The organism is Pleomorphochaeta sp. (assembly GCF_050031695.1).
Taxonomy (GTDB): Bacteria; Spirochaetota; Spirochaetia; order Sphaerochaetales; family Sphaerochaetaceae; genus Pleomorphochaeta.
In genome coordinates this window covers 46,253-71,783 of sequence record NZ_JBNAIC010000042.1, presented here as the reverse complement: position 1 = coordinate 71,783, position 25,531 = coordinate 46,253, and the positions used below count along the sequence as shown (strand labels likewise).

Here is a 25,531-nt window from a genome sequence, read left to right as displayed (position 1 = left end):
ATGCAGTTAATGCAGGAGGAATATCTTAAATCTCTTGATGGCATCGAAGACGGTCAGCTCGTGACCGGAACTGTGGTTCAGGTAAATAACGAGTATGTTTTTGTTGACGTCGGTTACAAGAGCGAGGGTAAGATTCCTCGTGGTGAGTTTAAAGAATTACCAGAAATTGGTGATGGTGTTAAAGTTGTTATTGTTTCAAAAGAAGGTAAACACGGTCAAATCGTAGTTTCTAAGAAACGTGCAGATGCGAAAGAACGCACTGAAGAATTAAAAGTAGCAGCTGAAGGTAGAACACCAATCGAAGGTAAATTTATCAAAGTAATTAAAGGTGGCTTTGAAGTAGATTTAGGTGGAGACTATAAAGGTTTCTGTCCATTATCTAAAGCGGACATTGTTCGTGTTGAAGAACCAGAAACTTTAATTGGAATTACTGACTACTTTGTAATTGATAAGTTCCATGCCGGAACAAAGTTAAAAAGTGTTGTTTCACGTAGAGAATACTTAGAGAAGAAAATTAAAGAAAACAAAGAAAAATTCTTCGCTGCAGTTAAAATTGGTGATGTAGTAGAAGGGGTTGTTAAATCATTTACTTCTTTCGGTGCATTTATCGATTTAGGTGGATTTGACGGATTATTACATATTAATGATATGAGCTGGGGCCATGTAACAAGACCAAAAGATTTTGTTAAAAAAGGTCAGGTTGTACAATTAAGATTAATTAACATCGATCCAGAAACTCAAAAAATTAATTTAAGTTTAAAACATATGAGTGAAGATCCATGGGAAACTTTTGAACAAAGATACCATGTTGACGATGTAATCACAGCTCCAGTAACAAAACTTACTAGTTTTGGTGTATTTATTGAAATTGAACCAGGTGTTGAAGGTTTGGCTCATATTTCAGAATTAACATGGACAAAAAGAGTAAACAATCCAAAAGAATTATTAAAAATTGGCGATGTAGTTAATGCTAAAGTTCTTGGATATGATTTAGACAAGAAAAGAGTATCATTAGGACTAAAACAATTATTAGAAAATCCTTGGGATACTATAGCCGAAAGATATCCAGTTGGAATGACATTAAACAAACCAGTTGTTAAAATTACTAACAGCGGTGCTTTTATTAATTTAGAAGAAGGTATTGATGGTTTCTTACATGTTGATGATATTTCTTGGACAAAGAGAATTAAAAATATGTCATCATTCTGTAAAGAAGGTGATTCAATCGATGTTGTTGTTACTAGAGTAGAACCAGATAATAGAAGAATTCGTTTAAGTGTTAAAAAATTAGAAGATAACCCTTGGCAAGTTCTAAGAAAAGATTATCCAAAATATAGTAAAATTACAGGTACTGTATCAAATGTTACTGATTTTGGAGTTTTTGTAAAAGTTATCGGAGATATCGAAGGATTAATCAGTAAATACAACTTAGTTGGACCAGATGAAGAATATACTGATGAAGTATTACAAAAATTCAATGTTGGTGATAGTATCACAGCAATGGTTATTGAATGTAATCCAAGTACTCAAAAACTATCTCTTTCAATTAAAGAAATGATTAAGCGTTCACAACAATCTGAAATTGCTAAGTATATTCATGGCAATGATGATGAAGAGGATACTTTCACATTTGCAGATTTAATGGCTTCAAAAGACGAAAATTAATATTTGTAAATTTTAATAACAGGCGGAGTATACCGCCTGTTTACATTTCCTAAAACGAGGGAGTTTATCAATGAGTAATAATGATAATCTAAATAATGAAGACAAAGTTATTGAAAGTCGTTTATCGACTTTTTTAAATAATAATTCAAAAATTATTGGAATTCTTGCAATTGTTATTGTTGTAGTAGTTGTAGCTATTGGAATAATTAATGCTACAATGAATAAAAGAGCATTAGCTAATTTTGATGCATTAGATAGTGCCCAAACAGCATATTCAACAGTAATTTCTAATCAAGAGTCAGAAACTTATGATACTGATTTAGTTCAAGCAGTATCTCAGATTGAAGAACTTCAATCTATTTCTGGTTATGTTGGAAATAAAGCTACATATTTATTAGCAATTAATGAATATAATAATGAAAATTATCAAGCTGCATTAGACTATTTCTTAGAAGTTAAAGAAAATGCTAAGAATACTTATCTTGGTTCTTTATCATTAAGTAACGCAGCAGTTTGTGCTGAACAACTTAATCAAGAAACGAAAGTAATTGAGTACTGTCAAGAATTAATTGATACTTATTCAAACGATGCTGCTGAAACTCCTAGAGCAATGTTTACTTTAGCTAGAATTTATGAAAGTCAAGGTAATTTAGATTTAGCTCAAGGTCAATTCCAACAATTAGCTGACCAATTTCCTAATTCAGAATATGGAAAGTTAGCAACTAATAGTTTATTAAACTATTAATTATGCAAAATAGATTAAATTTTATTTGTAAGAAACACACAAAATTTTGTAGAGCTACAATTTTGTGTGTCTTTTTATTTCTATTTTCATCTTGTGGTATTCCTACATATCTTTATTTATTAGACAGTGAAAGCGATGATTATAGTTATTGTGAATTTGATTCAACTAGTAATAGTGATGGATCAATATCAACAAATTTAAAATTTAATATAGATAGTTCTTATGAAGTTGATGGCACACCATCTATCTGTTATTTTTATGCAATTTATCCATCTTCAATTAGTAGTGATGTAAGTGAAAAATATTTTAGTGACTATATAGTGAGTGAATTTGAAGATACTTATTCAGACAATTATCCTGGACAACGATTAGATACATCAAGTGATGAATCTTATGTTTTGATATATGAAACTAATGACATTGATATTAAGTTATATAAGTTTACTTATGATGGATTAGAACAGGATGCTCTCTCATATTTAGCAACAGCTTATGATTATGACAATGATAGTTTTTCATATGTTGATTGGGACGTTAATTTTGATATTTCTTATAATAGCACAGATAATTATTTTGAATTTACTCAAGATGATAGTGACACGGATTCTTTTACAACAAAAAACAGTTCTGATGATTATGTAGACACTGAAAATCTAACTCTAAAACGTTATAATAAATCTAAATTTATAACATCAGATATTTCTACATCTGATTATGATTATTTGTGTACTGATATAGATGAAGTAAATGAATCAGTTGACTTTACTGTATATGTTTATGCAGCATTAACAGTTGAAGGTAATTTTACTAATATTGTTTGGAGTGATTTATATGAAGTTGGATCATTTGATCTTTAATATTTTTTTTGTAAATAATATATATTCTGTTAACTAGAAAATAATTAATTATCTTTTTAACATAGATACTTTATTTTTTTAACTAAACTTTATAATCTATATTTATGATTAATTTTGACATTGAAAGAAAAGATACATTATTAGCAGCTCTTTCTCAATTAAAAGAAATAACTGAACTATTAAGAAGTGAGAACGGTTGTCCTTGGGACAAAAAACAAACAAATAAAGATTTTGCTATTTATCTTATAGACGAGACTTATGAATATATAGATGGAATTAACAAAAAAGATTTAAATAATATTTCAGAAGAACTAGGAGATATGTTTACTAACATTATAATGCTTTTAACTATTCATCAGGAATATAATGATATTAATTTATTAGATAGTATAAACGAAGTCTGTGAAAAATTGATTAGACGACATCCTCATGTATTTAATTCATCTTTTATTAATGATAAACCATTAAACAGTGATCAAGTAATTGATATTTGGGACAGTGTTAAAAAGAATATTGAAAATCGACATGATGATAAATTAGATTTTTTTAAAAAAGTTCCAAAATCCCTACCCCAACTTGAATATTCCTTTGAGTGTATGAAAAAAGTAAGCAAAGTCGGTTTTGATTGGGATAATAAAGATGATGTTGCTAAAAAAATATTAGAAGAATTAGATGAAGTTAAAGAAGCAGATATAAATCAAGATAGAGATTCTTTAGAAGTTGAAATCGGTGATTTATTATTATCTGTAATTAATTATTCAAGATATTTAAAAATTAGACCTGAAGTTGCATTGAGACGTTCTACTAATAAATTTAAAGAACGATTTAATGATTTAAAAGAAATCTGTGATGATAAAAAAATCCCAATTACTCCAGATAATGTCGATGAATTAAATAGAGTATGGGATTCTGTAAAAAAGAAAAATAAATAGGTTTTCAATAAGCCGGGTTCTGTATAATGATAATCATCTATCTACGATATATATTACTATATATCTCTAGCACCCTACCCGTGAGATAAAAGCGGACAACTCAACTCACTGCTTGGGTTTGCTCCTAACGAGGCTTGCCATGCCATGAATGTTACCATTCATGCGGTGAGCTCTTACTTCACCATTTCACCCTTACCAAAATTTGGCGGTATACTTTCTGTTGCGCTTTCTATAGCATTACTGCTCCCGGGTGTTACCCGGCGTTATTGTCCTGTGGAGCCCGGACTTTCCTCATACAGAAAAAACTGCATGCGATTATCTAGAAAACCTTAAAATTAATTTAAATATTATCTAAATCGAATTCATCTTCACTTGCGAATGATGTTAATGAACCTTCTTCAATTTCCATATTTTCATCTTTTGCTAGTTCAGTTTCTTCGAAATACAATACACGTGAACAATAAGGGCAGAATTCAATTTTTTCTAAACCACGAACATCATTAACAAATTGTACAGGTAAAAGCATATGGCAACCACCACACACATTATCATGAATTGGAACAATTCCACTACCTGCTTTATTTTTAACAATGCTTGAGAATTTGTTAAATAATTCTTTAGAGATTTCAAATTCTTCAACAATTTTATTACAACGTTCTTCTAATTCATTTTTTTCTTTAAGTTTAGAAACTAAAATTTCATCATATTTTGTTTCTTCAGCTTTTACTTCTTCTTCAACTTCATTTAGAACAACTCTTTTTTGTTCTAATTCTTCTTGGAAAAGTGTTAATGAACTTTCTTTTGCATGTAATTGCTTTAAAAGATTTTGTTCTAAAATATGAGAATCACTAATTTGTTTTTCTAAAGCTTCAAATTCTCTTTGTGTAGAAATAACTTCCATTTGCTTTTGATTGTTTTCATGAGCAATAACAGCATTATCATATTCAAAACGTAGAGTTTTACATTCTTTTTCGATAGTTTCAACATTTGAATTTAATTCTTCAAAATCACTTCTAATTTTTTCAAGATGAGCCTTTTTTAGTTTTAATTCATGTGGTAGTTGTTTAATTTCATCTTCTACATGAAATTTTGCTTTTAAGCTTTCTTGAAGTGTTTCTAGCTTTGTGAATACTTCTTTTTGCATCACTTTCTCCTGAAAATCTGATCTATACTCATAAAAATGAGTTATGTTTTATCTGATGAATATATAAATTCACACAGAAATTTAATTTATCATAAATTATATTTATTATCAAGAATATTATTATAAATGTAATAAATATATCCTAAACCCTATGTATTAATAAAGTCTTTAAGTTGTTTTGCTCTTTTTGGATGTCTTAATCTTCTTAAAGCTTTTGCTTCAATTTGTCTTATTCTTTCTCTAGTAACACCAAAATATAATCCAACTTCTTCTAATGTTAGTGAATAACCACCATCAATACCAAAACGCATTTTTAATACTTCTTGTTCTCTTGGTGGAAGTGTATGAAGTACGTCTAATAATTGTTCTTGTAACAATCTATATGCAGTTTGTGTTGCTGGGTTCTCAACATCTTTGTCTTCAATAAAATCTGATAATAAAGAATCTTCTTCTTCACCAACAGGTGTTTCTAATGAAATTGGCTCTCTTGCAACATTTTTTACAGTTTTAACTTTTTTTGCATCCCAGCCTAATCTATCTGCTATTTCTTCATCAGATGGATCACGTCCTAGAGATTGCATAAGTAATCTTGATTCTCTAACAACTTTATTAATTTGTTCAATCATGTGAACCGGAACTCTAATTGTTCTTGCTTGGTCACTAATAGATCTTGTAATAGCTTGTCTTATCCACCAAGTTGCATATGTACTAAATTTATAACCTTTTCTGTACTCAAACTTTTCAACAGCTTTAATTAATCCAATATTACCTTCTTGTACTAAATCAAAGAAGTGTAGTCCCCTATTTGTATACTTTTTAGCAATGGATACTACTAATCTTAAATTGGCTTTAATTAATCTATCTTTAGCTGTTTTCATCATTTTACGACCACGTTTAATTGTAACAGCTTCTTCAAGAATATATGTTCTTGTAGCTTCAAAAGTATGCTCAATCTCTTTTAGTGTTTTTTCAGTTTGTTGATAAGAAGAAATAAGTTCTTTTATTTCATAAGCACTCATATTCAATTCTTCTTCAATTAACTTACTTTTGCTTCTAGTTGCTAAGTCTCTACCAAGTTGTCTTAATTCTTTAGCAGAAGTAATATTTAGTTTATTTTGAAGATTTTGCATCAAATCCATTAATTCAATAATACTTAATTCAGCATTAACATATCTTTCAGTTATTGAAGTTAATTCCTCAGGTTGTAATTCAACAACATTAAGAACAGAAAATAATTTTTTTCTTTTCTTTTGTAATTTAGGATCTTTTAAATATTCAATACCTTTTGAAATTAACTCTTGTTTTAAACTTTGATATTCTTTAATAGCTGATTTATGTGGATTTAATTGTTCTCTATAATATTGATTATATCTTTTTTGTTCAGCATAAATTTCTTTCAACTCTTTTTGAGAGAATTCCATTTCAGTTTCATCAATTTTAGCTTCTAATTTCTTTATAATATCTGTGAAAAAAGAAATTAATATACCATTATCTTTGATAACATCTAAAATAATAGCATTACCTTCTTCCATTTTTTTAGAAAGAATAACTTCATCTTCAGCTGTTAATAATTTTTCTTTACCAATTTCACGTAAATATAATCTAATAGGATCATCTACATCACCTTTAGAGTTTGTTAAAACAGTTGATTTTTTGTCTTTATCTTGTGAAGTACTAGATTGACTACCAATTGAATTAATGTCGAAAACTTTTTCTGATGAACCAACTGTATCTTCTGATTCAAAAGATGAGAAAGAATTTAAGTCTTTAGAATCAACTAATTCCTCTTCGTCCTCTTCATCTTCATCCTCTTCGTCCTCTTCATCTTCTTTTACAGGAATAATTATTTTAGCAGCATCTGGTGATAAAACTATATCAATATCGACATCATCATCATCATCATCACTTACATCATCCTTAACAAAAGCTTCATCATCAGGATCTTCTTCAACTTCATTATAAGCAGATTCATCTGGTTCATCTTCTATTTCATCTAAAAGCTCTTCTAACATTTCTCTTTTTTCTTCAGAAAGTGTGTCATCAAGTTTTTGTTCTTTTTCAATATTTTTTTTGTTAGATTTTAATGACTTAGCATTACTATCACTAAGGTCATCTGCTTTTTTTAAATAAGCACCAAAATTAAAAAGAAGGTTTTTGTCCAGCATTCTCTATACATTCCTCATTCTTTATTTTTAGGGATTAATTTCCCTCTCAATTCGGCAATATCTTGATCTAATAAAATTTGATCTTTCAATAAAGCTTTAATACTCTCAATATTATTTGACGATTGTGCAATTTCTAATATTTCTTCATATCTCTTTTTTTCAACTTCTAAGGTTCTAAGCCTTAATCTATTTATCCCCTCTTCAATTTGTTTCTCGCAGTATTTTTCATTAAACTCTTCCATGTAATATGAAGATGATACATCTGCCCTTATTTGAGGATTTTCAATTAGTTGTAAAAAATAATCATTCCCACAATCTTCGTCATTAAGCCTAAAATAATCTTCTAATATATTAAATAATGATATAGCCTCCTCGTCGTTCAATTCATCTATTGTTATATTCTTTCGAAAATATTTATAATATTGTCTATTATTTACTATAACAAGCATTATAAATAAATCTAAATTAAACCTATTTTTTGTCAAAGGGTAAATGTCAATTTTTTTTATGTTAGTATTTTGATATTCTCTCTTGTTCCCATTTTCTTTTTTGTATTGAGATAATACACTTTTATGTTTTACTTTTAATAATTCTGATAGTCTTTGTAGCAATGCATCTTTTTCAATTTCTGACTCTGTTGCATCGATATATGGTTTTACATATTTATAAATCTCGTCTTTACCTTTCGAATTCTTTATATCATATAATTTTATTGCATTATTGACAAGATACATAAACCCATCTACATTATTTGTTAGTGCTTTTTTTAATTCAATCTCTCCTTTTTTTTCTAACATTTCTGCCGGATCATTAAATTCATAAAAATTTATTACATAATTAGAGATTCCTTGACTTTGTAAAATAGATAAAGTTCTAATTGTAGCTTTAATTCCAGCCTCATCATTGTCAAATAATATGTAAGCTTTATTAACATATCTTGATAAAAGTCGAGCTTGTTCACTTGTAAAAGCTGTTCCTAATGAAGCTACGGCACTGTTTATATTAGATTGGTGTAAAGCAATTACATCAAAATTACCTTCACAAATTATTACTTCTTTGGTTTCTTTTAAGGCATCTAAAGACTCATATATTCCAAATAGATTATTTTTTTTTGAGTAAATTAAAGTTTCAGGAGAATTTCTATATTTTGCTTTTGATGCTCCGCTTAAGTCTCTAGCAGAAAAAGCTACAGTCTTTCCATCCCAAGTTCTTACAGGGAATATTAGTCTTCCATCAAATAAAGAATCTTTAGAATTGTTATAAAATATTCCAGAAGAATTTAAAAAATCATCATTGTAGTCACTATTTTCTTTTATTCTGTTATATAAAAAGCTTTTTTGCATAGGAAGATAACCTAATGAGAATTTTTCAATCATTTTTTTGTTAATATTTCTTTCTTGTAAGTATATTTTTGCTTTATTTCCTATTTCAGAAAATAGAACTTTTTGCATAAATATTCTAGATCTATCATATAATTTATAAAAATCAGCTTTTTGTTTATAAGAAGAGTTAATAGTTTTTGTATCAAAATTTAAAGGCTCACCTATTTCTTCAGCTATTTTTAGAACGGATTCGTACCAACTTAAATGATCATATAAAGAAACAAATTTAAATACATCACCACTAACACCACATCCAAAACAATGAAAAAACTGTTTATCATCATGTATATAAAAACTAGGAGTTTTTTCATCATGGAAAGGACAACAACAAATATAATCACTACCACGCTTGTGTTTTACATCAGCATAGCGAGAAATATATTGAGATAAAGAAATTTTATTTTTTATATTTTCAATTGTTTGTTGTGAAATTTTTGGCACTAGTTCTCCTAATTAATGATTTTTGCAACAAATTTATCCATTTTATCTAATTGTTTTTTTATATCTTTTTCTTTAATTATTTGACCTTTATTTATCCCTGGACAACTTTTAGCTTCTGCTTCCCAAGATTCTTTATCTTTTACGATACTTGGCCAAAAAGGATATGTTCTACATTGTAATGGTCTACTTTCGTAACAACTGCATCCTTTTTCAGTTAAAAAAATGCAATCATAATTTTCTTTTTCTAATAAACTAATTCGATATCCAAAACCCAAATATACTTTTCTACAGTACGTTTTGATAAAAGTTTCTTCATCCATTGAAAAGTGATTACAGAGGGTTTTTAAATCATCATCGCTTAAAAATACATATCCTGGTTCACAACTACAACAATAATTACATCCTTGGCACTCAAACCTTAGGCCTTTATTTATAAGTTTGCCCATAAAACCTCTTTAATAAATGCAAATAGGTCTTCTCTAAAAGAGAAGACCTACATTATTGGGGAGAGAAGGATTCGAACCTTCGAAGGCTGAGCCAACAGATTTACAGTCTGCCCCCTTTGACCGCTCGGGAACCTCCCCATCGTCAATCGACATGTAGGAATATAAATAATATTACTAATTTAGTCAACCAATTTTGAAAAAATCATTTCTTTTTTTTCTTAATAATAAATAAATTGCATTTTTTCTCAATTAGCTTCAATTATAACATGCTTTTTTTTGAAAAAAAACAGGTAAAAACTTAAAATTTTAATTATTTTTATATTTTACTAATGATGTTACAATTTTTATTTCGCATTTATTTTAAAAGAATTTAGAGATATACTTGATAATGGAGAATTATCAATAACCCATTTGATAACAATATCTTTAATTTTAATATCTGAAATATAAAATTCTTTGTTTTGAATTTCTACTAAGTTGTTATTTGAATTAGTACATAATTTATATTTTTTAGAATCATCTATTTTTTCTAGTTCACCGTTATCGTTAATAAGATAAATTTCTCCATTTATTTTTTTAATACCATACAAAATTATATCAGATTTATGGTTTTCTATTAGCTGCAAAATTTCATCTTTTGTAAATTCATATGTAATTATTTGTTGATGGTTTGAATTAATTATTTCTTTATTTATATTGTAAGGTAACATATTAAATATATCTTTTACATAGATATCTCCCATATCGATAAATATGGGTATTGAAGAATACATTGTAGATAATTTATCTAGTTCATTTATCTCGTCAATATATGTTACAAATGAAGCGTCACATTCAATACTAGCTTTAATTGATTTAGCAAGAATAATAGAACAATCTCTCGAAGTCAAATCAGTTTCTGTTTTAGCTATACTAACTTCGTTTAAATTAAACTGACTTACTAATACATCTTGTTGCCAATAGCCCAAAAATTGATCTCTATCAAAATCACCATTTAAATATTTATATACCGCGTAAGATAGAAATTCCTCACCTCTATTAAAATCGTAGTAATTTGTAATTTTATTTTGATTATTGTTTTTGTTAGAAATATATTGTTTATCAAATGTTGAACTTGTTATATTTATTAATGGTTCGTATATAGAATGGCTGTCATTAACTATAGAAGAGAATCCTTTTTTACCTACTATTTCTTCTAATAATAAGTCTATAATTTCCTTTTTATTCGTCATAGAGTTTTTATTAACAGCTAAATATAGATGGTTATTCTCTAATATATAATTTTCCTCAGATAAAGCTGAATAAAAAGGAATAGCTTGAATATCTTCATTATAATAATTTTCTATTAATGAAAGTTCTTCAACTTTTAGCTCTATTATTCCAATTTCATTTTTAATAAATTTATCAACTGCTTTATTTATATCAAAATTATTAGTTTCGTATTGCTTAAAAAATAATGAATTATATTGATCTAAAAAATTAAAAGTATTCGTTAAATCTAAATCATAGACACTAGCATTTCCATTTTCTAAATCTTTTGCCCATTTATATCCTGAAATTGATAAACCATCCGTTAATGAAAAACTAAAATTAAATAAATCTGTTCCAAAATAATTATAGTCATTAAATCTAAAATAAATTAAGTTCTCTAGATATGAATAATTGTTTAAATTAAATAAAAGTTCATTATAATCTTTTGGGATTGTAATATTGTTAATTTCAAAATATTTTTTATTTACAAATAAGTACCTTTTTGTAGATTTGTATGGAATTATATATATATTTCCATCAATATCCATTTTACTAATTTCGCTTAATGCTTCATTTGGAAAATATGGTTTACCAGATAAATTTGCAAAATTATCTATATAATCATTAGATATATATTTAGAAATAATTATATCTTGACTAAAATTAGAAGATAAAAATTTTTTCATAAAGAATTCTTTATTTTTTGCTATATTAGTTTTTATTACAATATCGATATCTTCAAAAGCATCATCTAAACTATTCAAGTAATTGATTATTCCCGAATCAACATCATCATCAATATAAATTTCAATATAATTATCTAAGGTAGTTGAATCATTTTTGCATGAGATTAATGATAAAAATAATATAAAGAATAAAAGATAAAGCCCTATTTTACTATTTTGCATATAGTTTCCTTCAATTCATTCAATTGTACAGGTTTACATAGTGAGGCATCTATTTTATATTCACTTTTAATTTCTTCATCTTTAGAATTAGCACTCATAGTAATTATTGGAATATAATTATCTTTTCTATTAGATTTTCTAATTCTTTGAATTAATTGATATCCATCTAATAAAGGCATTCTAATATCTGTTATTATTAAAGAATAATAATTTGCTGGATTTTTATAATAATATTCTAGGCCCTTTAATCCATTTTCAACTGTATCAATTTTGTTTATACCTATAGAGTTTAATTGTTTTTCCCCAACTAACCTATTTATTGGATGATCTTCAATGTATAAAACTGATAATTTAGAAAAATCAAATAAATCACACTCTTCTTTGTTTTGTTTCTCGATATTGATAGATTTTTTTAACTTAAGAATAACTTGAAATTCTGTACCAACACTTTTTTCACTTTTAACTTTAATCTTACCATTCATTAATTTAATTAAATTATCAACAATAGATAAGCCTAGTCCTGATCCACCATATAATGAGGAAATGCTTAAATTTTCTTGTTCATATGGTACAAAAAGTTTGTCTAAGAATTCTTTTGACATTCCAATACCTGTATCTGAAACATTAATGATTAAATTATCAGTATCTGAATTGAGTTTCTGACTCTCTACTAATATTTTTACATTACCATTTTCCGGAGTAAATTTGATAGCATTAGAAATTAAATTCATGAGTATTTGAGATAATCTAAGCTTGTCCCCAATGTACCAAGAGTCAGCATTGTAATTTTTAATTATATTAAAGAATAAATCTTTTTCCTTTGCTCTAGGTTGATTTATAGCTTCTATTGTATAAATTACATCATTCAAACAAAAAGGTTCTTCATTTAATTTTAATTTACCACCCTCTAATTTGCTTAAATCTAATATATCATTAATTATTTCTAATATATAATTTGCAGATGAATTAATTTTTGTAATTGAATCATTAATTATTTGAGGATTATTAACATTATCTTTTGCTATATTAGATATCCCAACAATAGCTGACAAAGGAGTTCTCATATCATGACTCATTTGTGATAAAAACTCGCTTCTTGATGTAGCTTCTTTTTCTCTAATTTGACTTTCAAATTTATTTTTATCTCTTTCAGCAAGTATGCGATATATTATAATTATAAATACTATAAATAAAATAAAAATAGAAAATAAACTAAAATATGCCATTTGAATTGTTTTAGAAACATCTGAAATTAATTCGTTAGAGACTACAGAAACTGGAATTAAACTGATTATATATTCTTTACCTTCATTAAATGCAGCATATTGTATTAACCATTTTTCTTCAATTTGGAAATATTTATAATTACTTTCACCTTTACTAAAATCATTAATAATTTGGTTTACAACTTTATCATTTACACCTAATTCTAAAAGTGAGATAAATAAATTATATCCCATTATACTGAATCTATCGTATTCAGGATTAATTAATAGCCTACCTTCATTATCACATACAAAAGACATTCCATATTTATTAAATAATGGCAATGTCATTCTCTCTCTATAATGGGTTTCTGTTGTTGCTAGTATAATTGATGTAATTTCTTCATCTTCGATAGTAAAGGGAGTTATATTTTTAGAAGTAATTAAATAATTATCTCCAGATGGTAATCTTATAAATTTAGAAACTTCTTCTTTGTAAATAACTATTTCTTCTAATAAATCTTTATCTTCTAAAGAAAATAAAGAGCCATCATTTCTATAACATTTGCCACTTTTTGAAACTAATATAAATTCAAAATTATCACTATCATTTAATTTGTTGTAATTGTGTTTTACATCTGAGAAAGATGTAGGTGGATTTTCATTTAATAAAACTGAAATAAAATGTAAATTATTTTCTATATCATTTCTAATTTCATTTGATCTACTAACTAATTGATTCTCAATTTCTTCTATGTATCTTGATCTTTCATTGTCAATGCTAATTTCTAAGTTTTCATAAGATAAAGAAAAGACACGAAAACTAAATAAGATTATTAAGATGATAAATATAACTAAAGTTCCAATTTTTTTACTCATAAGCACTCTATTAGGAATATTAGCATTTAACAATTAAGAACTCAATAAAATAAGTAAAATTTGTATTTATAGTTGCTATAATTATTACTTTTTTAAAAAAAAATAAGAAAAATATATTATTTTTCTATTTTCTATTGACAGCAATGCTCATCTTTTGTATAGTCCCAATTGTTCGCCACCTTAGCTCAGCTGGCCAGAGCACGTGATTTGTAATCTCGGGGTCGTCAGTTCGAATCTGACAGGTGGCTAAACATTAAAAATATATTCTTGCCACCTTAGCTCAGCTGGCCAGAGCACGTGATTTGTAATCTCGGGGTCGTCAGTTCGAATCTGACAGGTGGCTTATTTATTTTAAAAAAGCAGTGCATTACTTATGCACTGTTTTTTTTAGGTTCATGAGATTTTTTAGTGAGACTATTAGCAATCTATTAATAAAGGAAATAATAAACGCCCTTCTTAAAAATATAAAAGAAGATAAAAAAAATGGCTAACATAATATCGAGTTAGCCAAAATCAAAATTGTTGCATATGTATTATTTAGTAATCTTATTTAATTTGATTATTTAACTGCGTATTCTTTTCTTAAACAAGCAGAACGATGTAAATATACGTGATTTACAGTACTTTTATCTTTATAGCATAAAATCATAATTCTTATAACTTTTCCCATCATACCCTCAATTTCAGCTTCTTGAGAGCAAAATAAAGGGACATTGCTTGCGTATTTTGATTTTCTTAATGCTGCAGCTGGATTTCTACTTTTTAAATCAGACGTTATTGTAAAATTAATATTTATTAATTCATCTTCAGTTAAATTATTTAATTCTAGTATTTTTTCATATAACTCTTTTACTGCTAAATCAATATTATCAATTGAATCTTTTTCTACTGTTGTAGCACCTCTTATTGCACAAATATTTTGCATTTTTAAACCTCTTAAATAAATAATGATTCCCCAGCTATGTTATTTACTACTGAATAAATGATATCTAGTACTAAAATTATTAAAATTCTTAAAAAACTTAATATAAAAATTCTAGTTGGGAATATTTTATCTCTAAAATATATAGCTAAAGAATAAACTAATGTCCATATCCCAAAGACTAAAGAAAATAATAAAAATGTAGATAAAACTCTAGAAACAAATATTAAATATTCACTATTTACATCATAAAATAAACTTAAAAAATAATAGATAAAAATTCCAAAGCTTAGCCAAATCATATACCAATATAATCTATTCCCTACTTCTAATACTCTTCTTGATTCTAGCATTTAATCCTCTTCCCTAGGTCTTAAAAATGAAACAAAGACCTTTCCACTTTTACACTTTACACTTAATGTTCCATCATTTGCATTGTTTGATAGTGAAAAATGATTTGAAGTTACCATGAAGTTATTTAATGGCCATTTTAGGTTTTTTGCAGTAATGATTGATTTAGAATCTATTATTGCATTAAAAATGCTAACGGTTTCACCTACACTTGTTGAAAAAGTTTTTTCATCTTTAACTAAATATAAAGCATCTTTTCTTGTTAACCAACAAATAGGAGGTCCATAATTTTTAAAAATACCCCAAATACCTAATAGATGATCCATTCTACCTTCCCCACCACCTAATAGTATATATTCATCACATCCTTGATCTTTTGCATATGCAATAGCTAATTCTGTATCTGAAAAATCTTTATCTTTATCATATCTTTGATATTTTATATTGTCTAATAGTTCAAAATTTTTTAATGAATCAAAGTCACCAATAGCTATATCACAATCTAACCCTAAAATTTCAACGATCTCTAAACCACCATCTGCTGCAATAATTAAATCAGAATCATCAACAAAATTACTTGGGAGAGATAATGGAGCATTTCCATTTGTTACTATTATTGCTCTCATATTATTTTCCTTTTTTATTTATCCTAACATTTATACTTTACTAGATTTTATTTTATTTATAAACAATAAATGATAATAAATTAGTAATTTAGTAAATCTTCATTACATTTTATACCTTTATAACAAATTTATATATTTTGTAGTTTATTTATAAAGAATTTAAATATTAATTAATTTTCTTGTAATATTTTAAGTTAAAGTAAAATAAATCTTATTTAATTTTAAAATAATAGTTGTCAAACTGTTTTAAGTAATGTACTATAAAATCATAAAAAAATAAAGAAAGAGAGGGTAATTATATGTCGTCAGCTAAAAGTCGATTAAGCAATTTAGCGCTCAATCCAGCAGATATTATGATTCCAAAAAAAGGAATAGATTTAGAAAAATGGGCTGTTGTTGCATGTGATCAATATACTTCAGATAGAGCATATTGGAAACGTGTAGAAGAGAAAGTAGAAGATAGTCCTAGTACTTTAAATTTAATTTTTCCTGAAGTTTATTTAGAAGATGGAAATGAAGAAGATGTAATTGAAAATATTAATGACACTATGAAAAATTATGTTAATGATGGTATTTTTGAAACATACAAGGAATGTTTTTTCTTAGTAAAAAGAAGCGTTAATAATACTCACAGATGGGGATTGGTGGGTTCTTTAGATTTAGAAAAATATGATTTTAGTGTTGATTCTACTTCTTTAATTAGAGCAACTGAAGGTACAATTTTATCTAGAATACCACCTAGAAAAAAAATCAGAAAAAATGCACCTCTAGAACTTCCACATATTATGGTATTAATTAATGATGAAAAAAAATCTTTAATTGAACCTTTTACTGCAGATTTATCAAAACTAACTAAAGTTTATGATACTCCATTGATGGAAAACGGAGGACAATTAGAAGGTTATTTAATTAATGATGATTATGCTTTTAACCAAATGGCTGATGCATTAGAAGGATTATATAATTCTTTAGATAAATCAAATCCTTTATTATTTGCAATGGGTGATGGAAATCATTCTTTAGCTACAGCAAAAAGTTGTTGGGAAGATATTAAAAAAGATTTGACAGAAGAAGAAAAATTAACTCATCCATCTCGTTTTGCACTTGTAGAAATTGAAAATATTCATGATGAAGGACTCGAATTTGAACCTATTCATAGAGTTTTATTTGATATTTCAAAAAATAAGTTTGATGACTTATTAAGTGCTCATTGTAGTAGTTTTGAAGTAACTAGTTGTAATGATAGAGAATCATTGCAAAAATTAATTGAAGAAGTTGACGGTCAAACTTTCGGTTTAGCTAGTAAAAAAGATGGTCTATTATTGTATAAAATTAATACACCTGACGGAGCAATTGCTGCAGGGACAATTCAATTAATATTAGATGAAATTATAGAAAATAATATTTGTACATTAGATTATATACATGGTTTTAATGATACTATTGACTTAGGTAACAAAGATAATAATTTAGCTCTATTAATGCCAGATGTATCAAAGCATACATTCTTTGAAGCAATTATAAAAGACAAAGCTTTACCAAGAAAAACATTCTCAATGGGCGAAGCTCATGAAAAAAGATATTATATGGAAGCTAGAGCTTTAAATAATTAATTAAAATAATAAAAGGAAACATTAATCAAACTTTGATTGAGTTTCCTTTTTTTTGTTATTTAATTTAATAAACCTTCTGGTAAATCATATATTCCTTGTCTTAATAATTTATAAGGTTTTTGAGTAACATCTATTAATGTTGAAGGAATTGCCCCTTGCATTTCACTATCAACTACAAAAGCTGCAACTCTATCTTTATAATTTAAGATAATATCTACAATATTAGTTAAAGAACTATAACCACTTTCATTTATGCTTGTTGAATAAATTGGGGATCCTAGTTTTTCTAATATTGATTGTAAAAAAGGATCTGAAGGTACTCTAATTGCTAAAGTTCCGCCTTCTTTTTTGTTTAAAACAACAGTTAATGCACAAGGCCATAGTTCAATTATCTCTTCTGGTATATAACATAATTCTTTAGCTTGCTCTAATGTTGCTAATACCAAAAAAGGTTTTGTTTCACGTCTTTTTTTTATTGAACGTAAAGTCTCTTCAGCATCACCCATTTTAGCACATAAACCATATATAGTATCACATGGTAATACGAGAACTTTATTTTCATTTAATAGTTCAATAGTCCTATTAAACGTATTTTCTTGTTCTATATATAATACTTCAGAATATTCTTCATTATTCATTTTCTTTATCTCCGTTTTTTTGATATTAATAAATAACAAACAGTTATTGCAATACCAATTAGTATTGAAAATATAAAAAATTGATAGTTTTTCCATCCAGTAAATACACTTTTATTTAAATTAATATTAGATTTAATTTCATATTCTTTATTATTTACTAAATTTGTATTATCAGTTTCGTTAACTATATATACTTCATCACCAGAATTTACATATCCTAATTCATATGCTAAATCTAAAACTTGTCCTTGTTCTTCTAAATTTTCAATTTCTTTTTCTAATTCATTAATTTCTTGTTCTAATTGTAAATTTATTCTTTTTTCTTCAAGATTATTGCTTTTAAGATGTTGATATTGTATAATTCCTATGTCAGAAGCTACAAAAATTAAAGTTATATATGTTAGTAGTGTACTTATTATAAATATTTTAATTAATTTTATTGTCACAGTGCACCCCATCCTATATAATGTTAAATATAATAGTATTTGCTAAGACTATTATTGTAAAGTGTCCTATGGAGGAAATTATGGCAAAACAAAATGGATATGCTAGAAATATATTTTTCTCAATAATTATATCGTTATTAGTTCTAATATCTTTAGGCTTCCTCTCAATTAAATATTTAGTTCCAATATATGATTTGCAAACTCAAGATATTTATAAATTTTTAATTTATCTATTACCAATATTAATTGGTTTAGTATTGATTGAAATAGGATCTATTATTTCTTCAAGAAATGATGAAAAACTTGAAGATAGTGAAGATTTGTTACCTCGAAACAGTTATGATAATCCTTTATTTACAACTATTAATGATGACCCAAATGAAAAAGTTGATATGAATCATTTTAATCCTATTGCAAAAACTCAAGTTGAAATGGTGCAAAGAGAATATACAATAGAGGATTTCTTAGATAAAGAGGTTGCTAAGCGTATCTCTAGATATAATACTAAACAAATTTTAAATATATTTGATGAGTTTGAAGAACCAAAAAAAACAGTTATACCTTCCCCATTTAATGCAGATATAACAAAAGAAATTTCTAAACTTAGTAACGAAGAAATTATAAAAGCCTATAAGTGGATTGAAAATGGTGCAATAGATATAAAAGATATTGGTATTAAGTTAGATAATCTAAATGAAGATACAATAAGTAAGATACAGACTTTATCTCAAAGAGAAGCAGATAAAATTTTTGATATTTTAGAAAATAATAAAAAGTATTTTAATTTTGAGAATATAAGTGATGAAAATTTATGTGCTTTATCTAGATTAAATAATGAACAAATTAATAATGCTCTTAATTGGATTGCTTCAGGTTCTCCAACTGCAGCAGATCCAAATGCTGTTTATTTTGATAATTTAGATTCAGAAACTATTGAAAGGGTTAAAGATTATAATTCTCTTCAAGTCAATGTTGGACTAAATTATGTTGATGATGGTGCTCCAGATATTATTACTTCTGATTATATAAAATTTGATAATTTAAATAATACAACTATTGAAAGAGTAAAAAATTCAAGTGATTTATTAATTAATAGAGGATTAGATATTTTAGAAAATGAATTTGTAAATAACTTAGATTTACAAACTGTTGATAGATTAAATTCATATAATAATACTCAAGTTAATCTAGGTTTAGATTATATAGATAGTGGAGAAAAAGAGATTCATGAAGACTTACCATTTGGTCATGAAATTAACCATGCAATTAGAAGTTTAACTTTAGAAGAAGCTACAAGGGCTATTAATTTTATTAACAATCCTGATGATTTTATTCCAAATGTAGAACAAATCGAAGATTTACCATTTGGTCATGAAATTAATCATGCTATTAGAAGTTTAACTTTAGAAGAAGCTACAAGGGCTATTAACTACATAAATGAACCTATAGATATTGAAAATAATTTAGGTGATTTATCAAATAATTTGGAAGATTTTTTAAATTCAGAACTTAAAGATAATGAAGAATATAATTTTGATATCAGTTTAGTAATTTTTGATAAAGAGAATGAAATAACAGATGAAAATAAAAATATGTTACTTAGTTATTTACCAGCTTATACCTATATTTATGATACAATAGATAATAGAAAAGCTATAATTTTCCCTTATGAAAATAAAGATAGTGCAAAATTACATATCCAAACTATTTTAGATAATCATGCTAATTTATTAGAAAATAAAGATATTGTTAATGGATATTCCTCAAAAGATGGAAGAAAAATTGATGCTAAAACATTGATAGATGAAGCTAATGCTTAATTAATTTCATATTTTTATAAAAAAACTCGAGATTTATATCTCGAGATTTTTTTATGTTAATAATCTAATTTTATTCGATTTCGATTTATATTAGTTATTTTTTCTATTGAAATTTCTATTTCACCAGCATCATTAGGGATTGAAAAAATCATCCTATCTTTTGTTAATATTGTATTTTCAAAAATTTCTCGAGCTTGATATTTTAGTGCTTTTAATTCAAAGTCATTGTATCGTGGACTATAATGGATTAATGCAAGCATTCTAGCATTGGCGTCTTTAGCAATCTGTGCTGCTTGATTAACACACATATGTTTTTTATCTTTTGCTATATCTTCCATGCCTGCTTCAAACATGCCTTCACAAATTAATAAATCTACATTTGAAATTTTATTAGAAATATTTTTCAGATAAAGCGTGTCAGTAATATATGAAAATGATCTCCCTTTTCTACTTTTTCCCATAACCATTTTAGAGGTAATTAATTGGCCATTATTGTTTTTAATAGACTCACCTCGTTGTAATCTACCAAAATCAGGACCGGGTTTAATATTATATTCCATTGCTTTTTGTGGGAAAAATTCACCAGGTCTGTCTTTTTCTCTTAAAATATATCCATAACAAGGTTTTGTATGATTGAGTTTTATAGCTTCAATGCTATACTCATCATTATCAATAATTACACCTTCAGTAACTTCTTTAAAAATAATTTCATAATTTATATACATATCTAAAATTTTTCTAGAGGAATCAATATATTCTTTTAATTTTTTTGGACCATAAATATATAATGGTTCTTCTCTATCAACTTGAGAAGATAACATTAAAATACCAGGTAACCCAGTTACATGATCTGCATGCATATGAGATATAAATATTTTATTAATTTTCTTCCATTTTAGATTTAACATCTTTAAAGATACTTGAGTACCTTCACCACAATCAAAAAGGAATAACTCACCTTTTCTTCTTATCATAGCACTAGTTAAAAATCTACCTGGTAAAGGCATCATACCACTAGTACCTAAAACAAACACTTCAAAATCCATAAGCACATTATAAGAAAATAACTTATAGATAGCAACCTAGTTTATTCATGATTTAATAGATCTAGAATTTCAATTTTACGTATTCTAATTAAACTTAGATAAACACTTAACATTGAAATTATTATTAGAGAAATAGAAATTATAATTATATCGTTAATAGGAATAATAATATCAAAATCTAGTAGATACCATTTTAATGCTGGTATTTCACTTAAAGGTAAATTTCCTATTAAGGATAAAAAAGTTTTACTTAATATTATACCAAGAAGAACACCAATAAATGTAGAAAAAACAGTAAAAGTTTCAATTGCAAAAAAATAGTTGAATCTAATATCTTTATCTCTTAATCCTAATAATTTATTAATTGCAATGGTATTGTGATCTTTTGTGATTAAATCAGATGATACTGATGAAATAAAATAACCTGTTAATAGTGCTATTACAACTAATACAATTAATAAACTTTGTGTACTCACTAATAAATTATTATAAACTGAAGGCTGAAGTTCATACCAGCCTCTAGCTATATAATTATTTATCCTAAGATCAATTAATGCATCATCTAAATCTACTTTATCATTTAAAATTATTTCTCTATTTACACTTATATCACCATCAAACAATTTTATTAAATCATCTAAGTTGAAATAACATAGACTTTGATCGATTTCTTTATAACCAGAGTTATAAATACCTTCAATAAATACCAATTTAGGTCTAATTTTTTCTTCATTTTTTGCAAATATTATTGCAGCTTTATCACCTATTTTTAAATCTAATGAAGTTGCTAATTCATTTGATATAATTATTGAAAGTAAATTAGTATCATTTTCAATTTTTTCTAGATTTAATGCATTTAATCTTAAATCATTAAAGTATGATTTTTCTACACCTTTTACACTAATTAAGGAAGTACCTTCTTTGCCATATATTAAGGCACTGTTAAAAGATACTAAATCAGAGGAATATATAAAATCAAATTCATCCTCTAATTTATTAGTTGTATATACTTCAATATCACCATTAACTAAAAGTGAAAATTTATTCGATATACCAATAGACATCGAATTAATAAAAATTGTAGATATTATTAATAAAGAAACTATTAAAATAATTAAAACTCCAGATCTAATTAATTTATTCTTAGATTTTTGAGAAAATAATATTTTATTTATAAGTAATTTATTTATATCTTTATTCACTTAATTCCTCATTTATTCTTCCATGTGTTAATTTTACTACTCTATCACATCTAGATGCAAAAGATAAATTGTGGGTAACTAATATTAAAGTTACACTTTCTTTATCTACTAAATTTAATAATAAATCTTCAACATACTGAGCATTTTCTTCATCTAATGATCCTGTTGGTTCATCAGCAAAAATTACCTTTGGATTAATGCTTAAAGCTCTAGCTAAGGCAATTCTTTGTTTTTCCCCACCTGATAATTGTGAAGGCTTATGATTTATTCTATTTGTTAGCCCTATTTCATCTAATAAATATATAGCTCTATCTTTTGCTCTTCTTTTACTAACATTGTTAATTAACAGAGGCATCATTATATTTTCTAAAGCACTAAAATCTTCAAGAAGCAAACTATTTTGAAAAATAAAGCCCATTTCTTTATTTCGGATCTTACATAATTCTTTATCGTTTAGTTTAATTAAATTTTTATTGTTAAATAAAACTTGACCACTACTTGGTTTTAATAACGAAGCAGCTATTTGTAACAAAGTGCTTTTTCCACAACCACTTTTTCCAATTATTGAAATAGATTTACCTTGTTCAACTTCCAAATTTAACTCAGAAATAATGGAGAGATTCTCTTCTTCATTTGGCTGTGGATATGATTTATAAATATCTTTAAGTTCTATAATGTTATTCATTCAATAAAATCTCCATACTATCATTAACTAATATCTTTTTAATTGCAAATTTTGTCATTAAATAAGTCAAAAGGATTAAAGGTATAGCAATAAAAAGACAATTTATTACAGAAAAACTTAAATCAACATTTACACTTAAAATTGGGATACTATAATTTGTAATTTCATTAAAATAATACATAATAGTATTTGAATAATTTAATAAAATAAATGAAATAATAGTTCCTAATATGATTCCTAGAACACTTATTATTAAAGAAGAAATAATAAATACTTTTTGAGTTTGTTTTTTGGTTAACCCTAAAGCTCTTAACATTGCAATCTCCCCTATTTTAGTTTTAAGGAGGTTTAATGTACTATTATATAATTGAATTAAAATAATTAAACTCATAATAGATAATGTTAAATACATTAGATATTGTTCAAGTTTCATAGCAGCATATAAACTTTCATTTTGATCTATCCAAGTATTTACAATTGCTTTTTCATCAACTATTTCATTTATAGTTTCTAAATTACCAAAAATTCCAATTTGATCTTCTGCATAAGGAGCATATTGTTTTAATATTTCATAATCCATAATTGCATAATAATTATTGAAATCTTTCATCGGAGTAAAATATACTGCTGAAATTTCATCTTCTTTTTGATATGGGACAACTGTTACAACTTTTCCTTTCTTTAAAATTGTTAAATCAATAGGTTTTAAATAAGAAAAGTTAGTATTTTGTATTGTAGAATAGCTTAAAATAATACCACCTGAATCAAAGTCACCCTTAATCAAGGAATATGATAAATTATTAAAATCTTCTTCTTTAAAAGCTCTTATAGTACCAATAAACTGAGAATTATCACTGTTTCTTATAATTGTTGGAACTTCTATAAATTTAAATGCAAAATTAATATCATTACTAGAATTTAAATCATTTAATAATTCATCTACATCAGTATTTTCTTCTAGCTCTAAAATTGCATCAAATGATTGATATTCTTTTATTAAAGAAAACTTTTTATCTTGAAGCCCTATCATAAAAGCTAATATTACATTAAGAGCTAGTGTTGAAAATAAGAGGCCTAATGCAATTCTTATTGAAGTCAATCTATGACGATTCTTTTTTGAAAAAGTATATCGCTTTGCAATATTAAAAATCATCACTTACCTCTCTATATTGAATATCTATTATTTTATCATTTTCTAAAGTAATAGTACAATATAGTTTAGAATTTTCATATATATTCTCTATTTTTAAATTGCCTTGATAAGAATAGTCACTAACTAATACATTGTTTTCATAATTCTCAACTTTTTGTATATTACTATTTTTATAGGTTGTTATAGTCTTATTAATACTTGATATTTTATTTGAATATTTATTATAAACATTTTCAATAATAATTTCTTGAATTAATATGTAATTATCATCATATTCAAATTCACTTACATTAATTAATTGATCATTAATATAGGATTCTATTTTTGTTAATATTCCAGATTTATAATATTCCTTTATTGTATGATTTGTATCTGATTTAATTAGTATAGTTTCATCATCATTTTTATTTTCAATCTCTATATTATTAATTAATTCGTCATTTTCATATTCTATTGAATTTATTACACCATTAATAATGCTTGATTCTTGATAATTTTTATTATTGTTAGTGACTGTAATATTTAGATTATCTTTAGCAAAAGTAAAAAAATTAGTTTCTACATCATTGTTAAAAATTTTTATTATTGCTGCTAATTTATTATTGGAATCGTATAAATATTTATAGATTATAGTATTTAAATTTTTATCTTTTTCAACTTTTGAAATTAATAAATTATCTTTATAATTATATAAAACAGAAAAATTATTATTTTCTTCACTAACTATTAAATTATTAGAATAAGTTTGAATAGAAAAAAAAATATCTCTTTTTTTAGTAATTGTTTTAACAGAATCTATTTCTTCTATTATTGTTGTATCAATTAATTCATTGCCATGAAAAAGTTTTTGAGTAATTATATTATTTGAGGCCTCTTCAGTTAAATAATATTCACTTTTATTAGTATATTCACCCAACTTTTGTCCAATAAGATTGGAATTAAAAGTATCAGCAAATAAACTAAATAGTATTAATGAATATAGACCAACTAAAAAGGCTTTTTTTTTCAT

The 25,531-nt window shown here is 25.8% G+C and carries 21 protein-coding genes, 3 tRNA genes, 1 other RNA gene and 1 pseudogene; 8 read left to right on the top strand and 18 right to left on the bottom strand.

The features are described from left to right. The 4 genes from ACPKM0_RS07855 to mazG all read left to right on the top strand — a co-directional run bounded on the left by ACPKM0_RS07855 (position 1) and on the right by mazG (position 4,199). Positions 1-1,665 (top strand): S1 RNA-binding domain-containing protein, encoded by a 1,665-nt coding sequence (locus ACPKM0_RS07855; protein ID WP_472474903.1) that lies wholly within the window; start codon positions 1-3, stop codon positions 1,663-1,665. Between the two features lie 70 nt (positions 1,666-1,735). After that, positions 1,736-2,410: a tetratricopeptide repeat protein gene (locus tag ACPKM0_RS07850; RefSeq protein ID WP_472474901.1), complete on the top strand. Its 675-nt coding sequence runs from the start codon at positions 1,736-1,738 to the stop codon at positions 2,408-2,410. Between the two features lie 2 nt (positions 2,411-2,412). Next, positions 2,413-3,267, top strand: a complete 855-nt coding sequence (locus ACPKM0_RS07845; RefSeq protein WP_472474900.1) for a hypothetical protein — start codon at positions 2,413-2,415, stop codon at positions 3,265-3,267. A gap of 104 nt (positions 3,268-3,371) precedes the next feature. Beyond that, positions 3,372-4,199, top strand: coding sequence for a nucleoside triphosphate pyrophosphohydrolase (gene mazG, locus ACPKM0_RS07840; RefSeq protein ID WP_472474898.1), 828 nt, complete (start codon positions 3,372-3,374; stop codon positions 4,197-4,199). Here the strand turns inward: mazG and rnpB are convergent. From rnpB to ACPKM0_RS07800, 8 genes are all read right to left on the bottom strand, one after another. Then, an RNA gene (gene rnpB / locus ACPKM0_RS07835) (RNase P RNA component class A) lies at positions 4,193-4,530 on the bottom strand. The genes mazG and rnpB overlap by 7 nt on opposite strands. A gap of 9 nt (positions 4,531-4,539) precedes the next feature. Further along, positions 4,540-5,343, bottom strand: coding sequence for a zinc ribbon domain-containing protein (locus ACPKM0_RS07830; protein WP_472474896.1), 804 nt, complete (start codon positions 5,341-5,343; stop codon positions 4,540-4,542). A gap of 149 nt (positions 5,344-5,492) precedes the next feature. After that, on the bottom strand, positions 5,493-7,508 hold the full coding sequence (rpoD, locus tag ACPKM0_RS07825) for an RNA polymerase sigma factor RpoD (protein ID WP_472474894.1): 2,016 nt from the start codon (positions 7,506-7,508) through the stop codon (positions 5,493-5,495). 14 nt (positions 7,509-7,522) lie between these two features. After that, a complete protein-coding gene (gene dnaG, locus ACPKM0_RS07820; protein ID WP_472474892.1) occupies positions 7,523-9,331 on the bottom strand; it encodes a DNA primase in 1,809 nt (602 codons plus the stop codon). Positions 9,332-9,339: 8 nt separating this feature from the next. After that, on the bottom strand, positions 9,340-9,777 hold the full coding sequence (locus ACPKM0_RS07815) for a YkgJ family cysteine cluster protein (protein WP_472474891.1): 438 nt from the start codon (positions 9,775-9,777) through the stop codon (positions 9,340-9,342). Between the two features lie 56 nt (positions 9,778-9,833). Further along, positions 9,834-9,915: transfer RNA gene (locus tag ACPKM0_RS07810), tRNA-Tyr, on the bottom strand. Positions 9,916-10,121: 206 nt separating this feature from the next. Beyond that, positions 10,122-11,936, bottom strand: a complete 1,815-nt coding sequence (locus tag ACPKM0_RS07805; protein WP_472474890.1) for a hypothetical protein — start codon at positions 11,934-11,936, stop codon at positions 10,122-10,124. Then, positions 11,918-14,020 (bottom strand): hybrid sensor histidine kinase/response regulator, encoded by a 2,103-nt coding sequence (locus tag ACPKM0_RS07800; RefSeq protein ID WP_472474888.1) that lies wholly within the window; start codon positions 14,018-14,020, stop codon positions 11,918-11,920. The genes ACPKM0_RS07805 and ACPKM0_RS07800 overlap by 19 nt, the downstream gene beginning before the upstream one ends. Before the next feature lie 174 nt (positions 14,021-14,194). On the opposite strand from ACPKM0_RS07800, the gene ACPKM0_RS07795 reads away from it, so the two are divergent. Continuing rightward, positions 14,195-14,268, top strand: a tRNA-Thr gene (locus tag ACPKM0_RS07795). Positions 14,269-14,289: 21 nt separating this feature from the next. Beyond that, positions 14,290-14,363 (top strand) — tRNA-Thr (locus ACPKM0_RS07790). A gap of 216 nt (positions 14,364-14,579) precedes the next feature. On the opposite strand, the gene aroH is transcribed toward ACPKM0_RS07790, so the two are convergent. From aroH to ACPKM0_RS07775, 3 genes are read right to left on the bottom strand one after another with little or no spacing between them, the layout of a single operon-like run. Then, on the bottom strand, positions 14,580-14,945 hold the full coding sequence (aroH, locus tag ACPKM0_RS07785) for a chorismate mutase (RefSeq protein WP_472474886.1): 366 nt from the start codon (positions 14,943-14,945) through the stop codon (positions 14,580-14,582). Positions 14,946-14,956: 11 nt separating this feature from the next. Beyond that, positions 14,957-15,295, bottom strand: a complete 339-nt coding sequence (locus tag ACPKM0_RS07780; RefSeq protein WP_472474885.1) for a hypothetical protein — start codon at positions 15,293-15,295, stop codon at positions 14,957-14,959. Beyond that, entirely contained in the window at positions 15,296-15,919 is a 624-nt protein-coding gene (locus tag ACPKM0_RS07775) for a thiamine diphosphokinase (RefSeq protein WP_472474883.1), read from the bottom strand. A 299-nt stretch (positions 15,920-16,218) separates the two neighbouring features. Here ACPKM0_RS07775 and ACPKM0_RS07770 point away from each other — a divergent pair, with 299 nt between their 5' ends. After that, entirely contained in the window at positions 16,219-17,532 is a 1,314-nt protein-coding gene (locus ACPKM0_RS07770) for a DUF1015 domain-containing protein (protein WP_472474881.1), read from the top strand. Between the two features lie 59 nt (positions 17,533-17,591). Here ACPKM0_RS07770 and ACPKM0_RS07765 read toward each other — a convergent pair whose 3' ends face one another. After that, on the bottom strand, positions 17,592-18,170 hold the full coding sequence (locus ACPKM0_RS07765; RefSeq protein ID WP_472474879.1) for an L-threonylcarbamoyladenylate synthase: 579 nt from the start codon (positions 18,168-18,170) through the stop codon (positions 17,592-17,594). A gap of 5 nt (positions 18,171-18,175) precedes the next feature. Beyond that, positions 18,176-18,616: an FtsB family cell division protein gene (locus ACPKM0_RS07760; RefSeq protein WP_472474877.1), complete on the bottom strand. Its 441-nt coding sequence runs from the start codon at positions 18,614-18,616 to the stop codon at positions 18,176-18,178. 80 nt (positions 18,617-18,696) lie between these two features. Here ACPKM0_RS07760 and ACPKM0_RS07755 point away from each other — a divergent pair, with 80 nt between their 5' ends. Continuing rightward, entirely contained in the window at positions 18,697-20,436 is a 1,740-nt protein-coding gene (locus ACPKM0_RS07755; RefSeq protein ID WP_472474875.1) for a hypothetical protein, read from the top strand. Between the two features lie 137 nt (positions 20,437-20,573). Here ACPKM0_RS07755 and ACPKM0_RS07750 read toward each other — a convergent pair. From ACPKM0_RS07750 to ACPKM0_RS07730, 5 genes and pseudogenes are all read right to left on the bottom strand, one after another. Continuing rightward, a pseudogene (locus tag ACPKM0_RS07750) lies at positions 20,574-21,482 on the bottom strand (ribonuclease Z); the annotation flags it as partial. 41 nt (positions 21,483-21,523) lie between these two features. Next, complete coding sequence (locus tag ACPKM0_RS07745) at positions 21,524-22,684, bottom strand: ABC transporter permease (protein ID WP_472474873.1); 1,161 nt, start codon at positions 22,682-22,684, stop codon at positions 21,524-21,526. Next, positions 22,677-23,369, bottom strand: coding sequence for an ABC transporter ATP-binding protein (locus tag ACPKM0_RS07740; RefSeq protein WP_472474871.1), 693 nt, complete (start codon positions 23,367-23,369; stop codon positions 22,677-22,679). Before ACPKM0_RS07740 ends, ACPKM0_RS07745 begins: the two co-directional genes overlap by 8 nt. After that, positions 23,362-24,522: an ABC transporter permease gene (locus tag ACPKM0_RS07735; RefSeq protein WP_472474869.1), complete on the bottom strand. Its 1,161-nt coding sequence runs from the start codon at positions 24,520-24,522 to the stop codon at positions 23,362-23,364. The genes ACPKM0_RS07740 and ACPKM0_RS07735 overlap by 8 nt, the downstream gene beginning before the upstream one ends. Continuing rightward, the gene (locus ACPKM0_RS07730) at positions 24,512-25,531 is read right to left on the bottom strand and encodes a hypothetical protein (RefSeq protein WP_472474867.1); all 1,020 of its coding nucleotides are present in this window, start codon (positions 25,529-25,531) and stop codon (positions 24,512-24,514) included. Before ACPKM0_RS07730 ends, ACPKM0_RS07735 begins: the two co-directional genes overlap by 11 nt.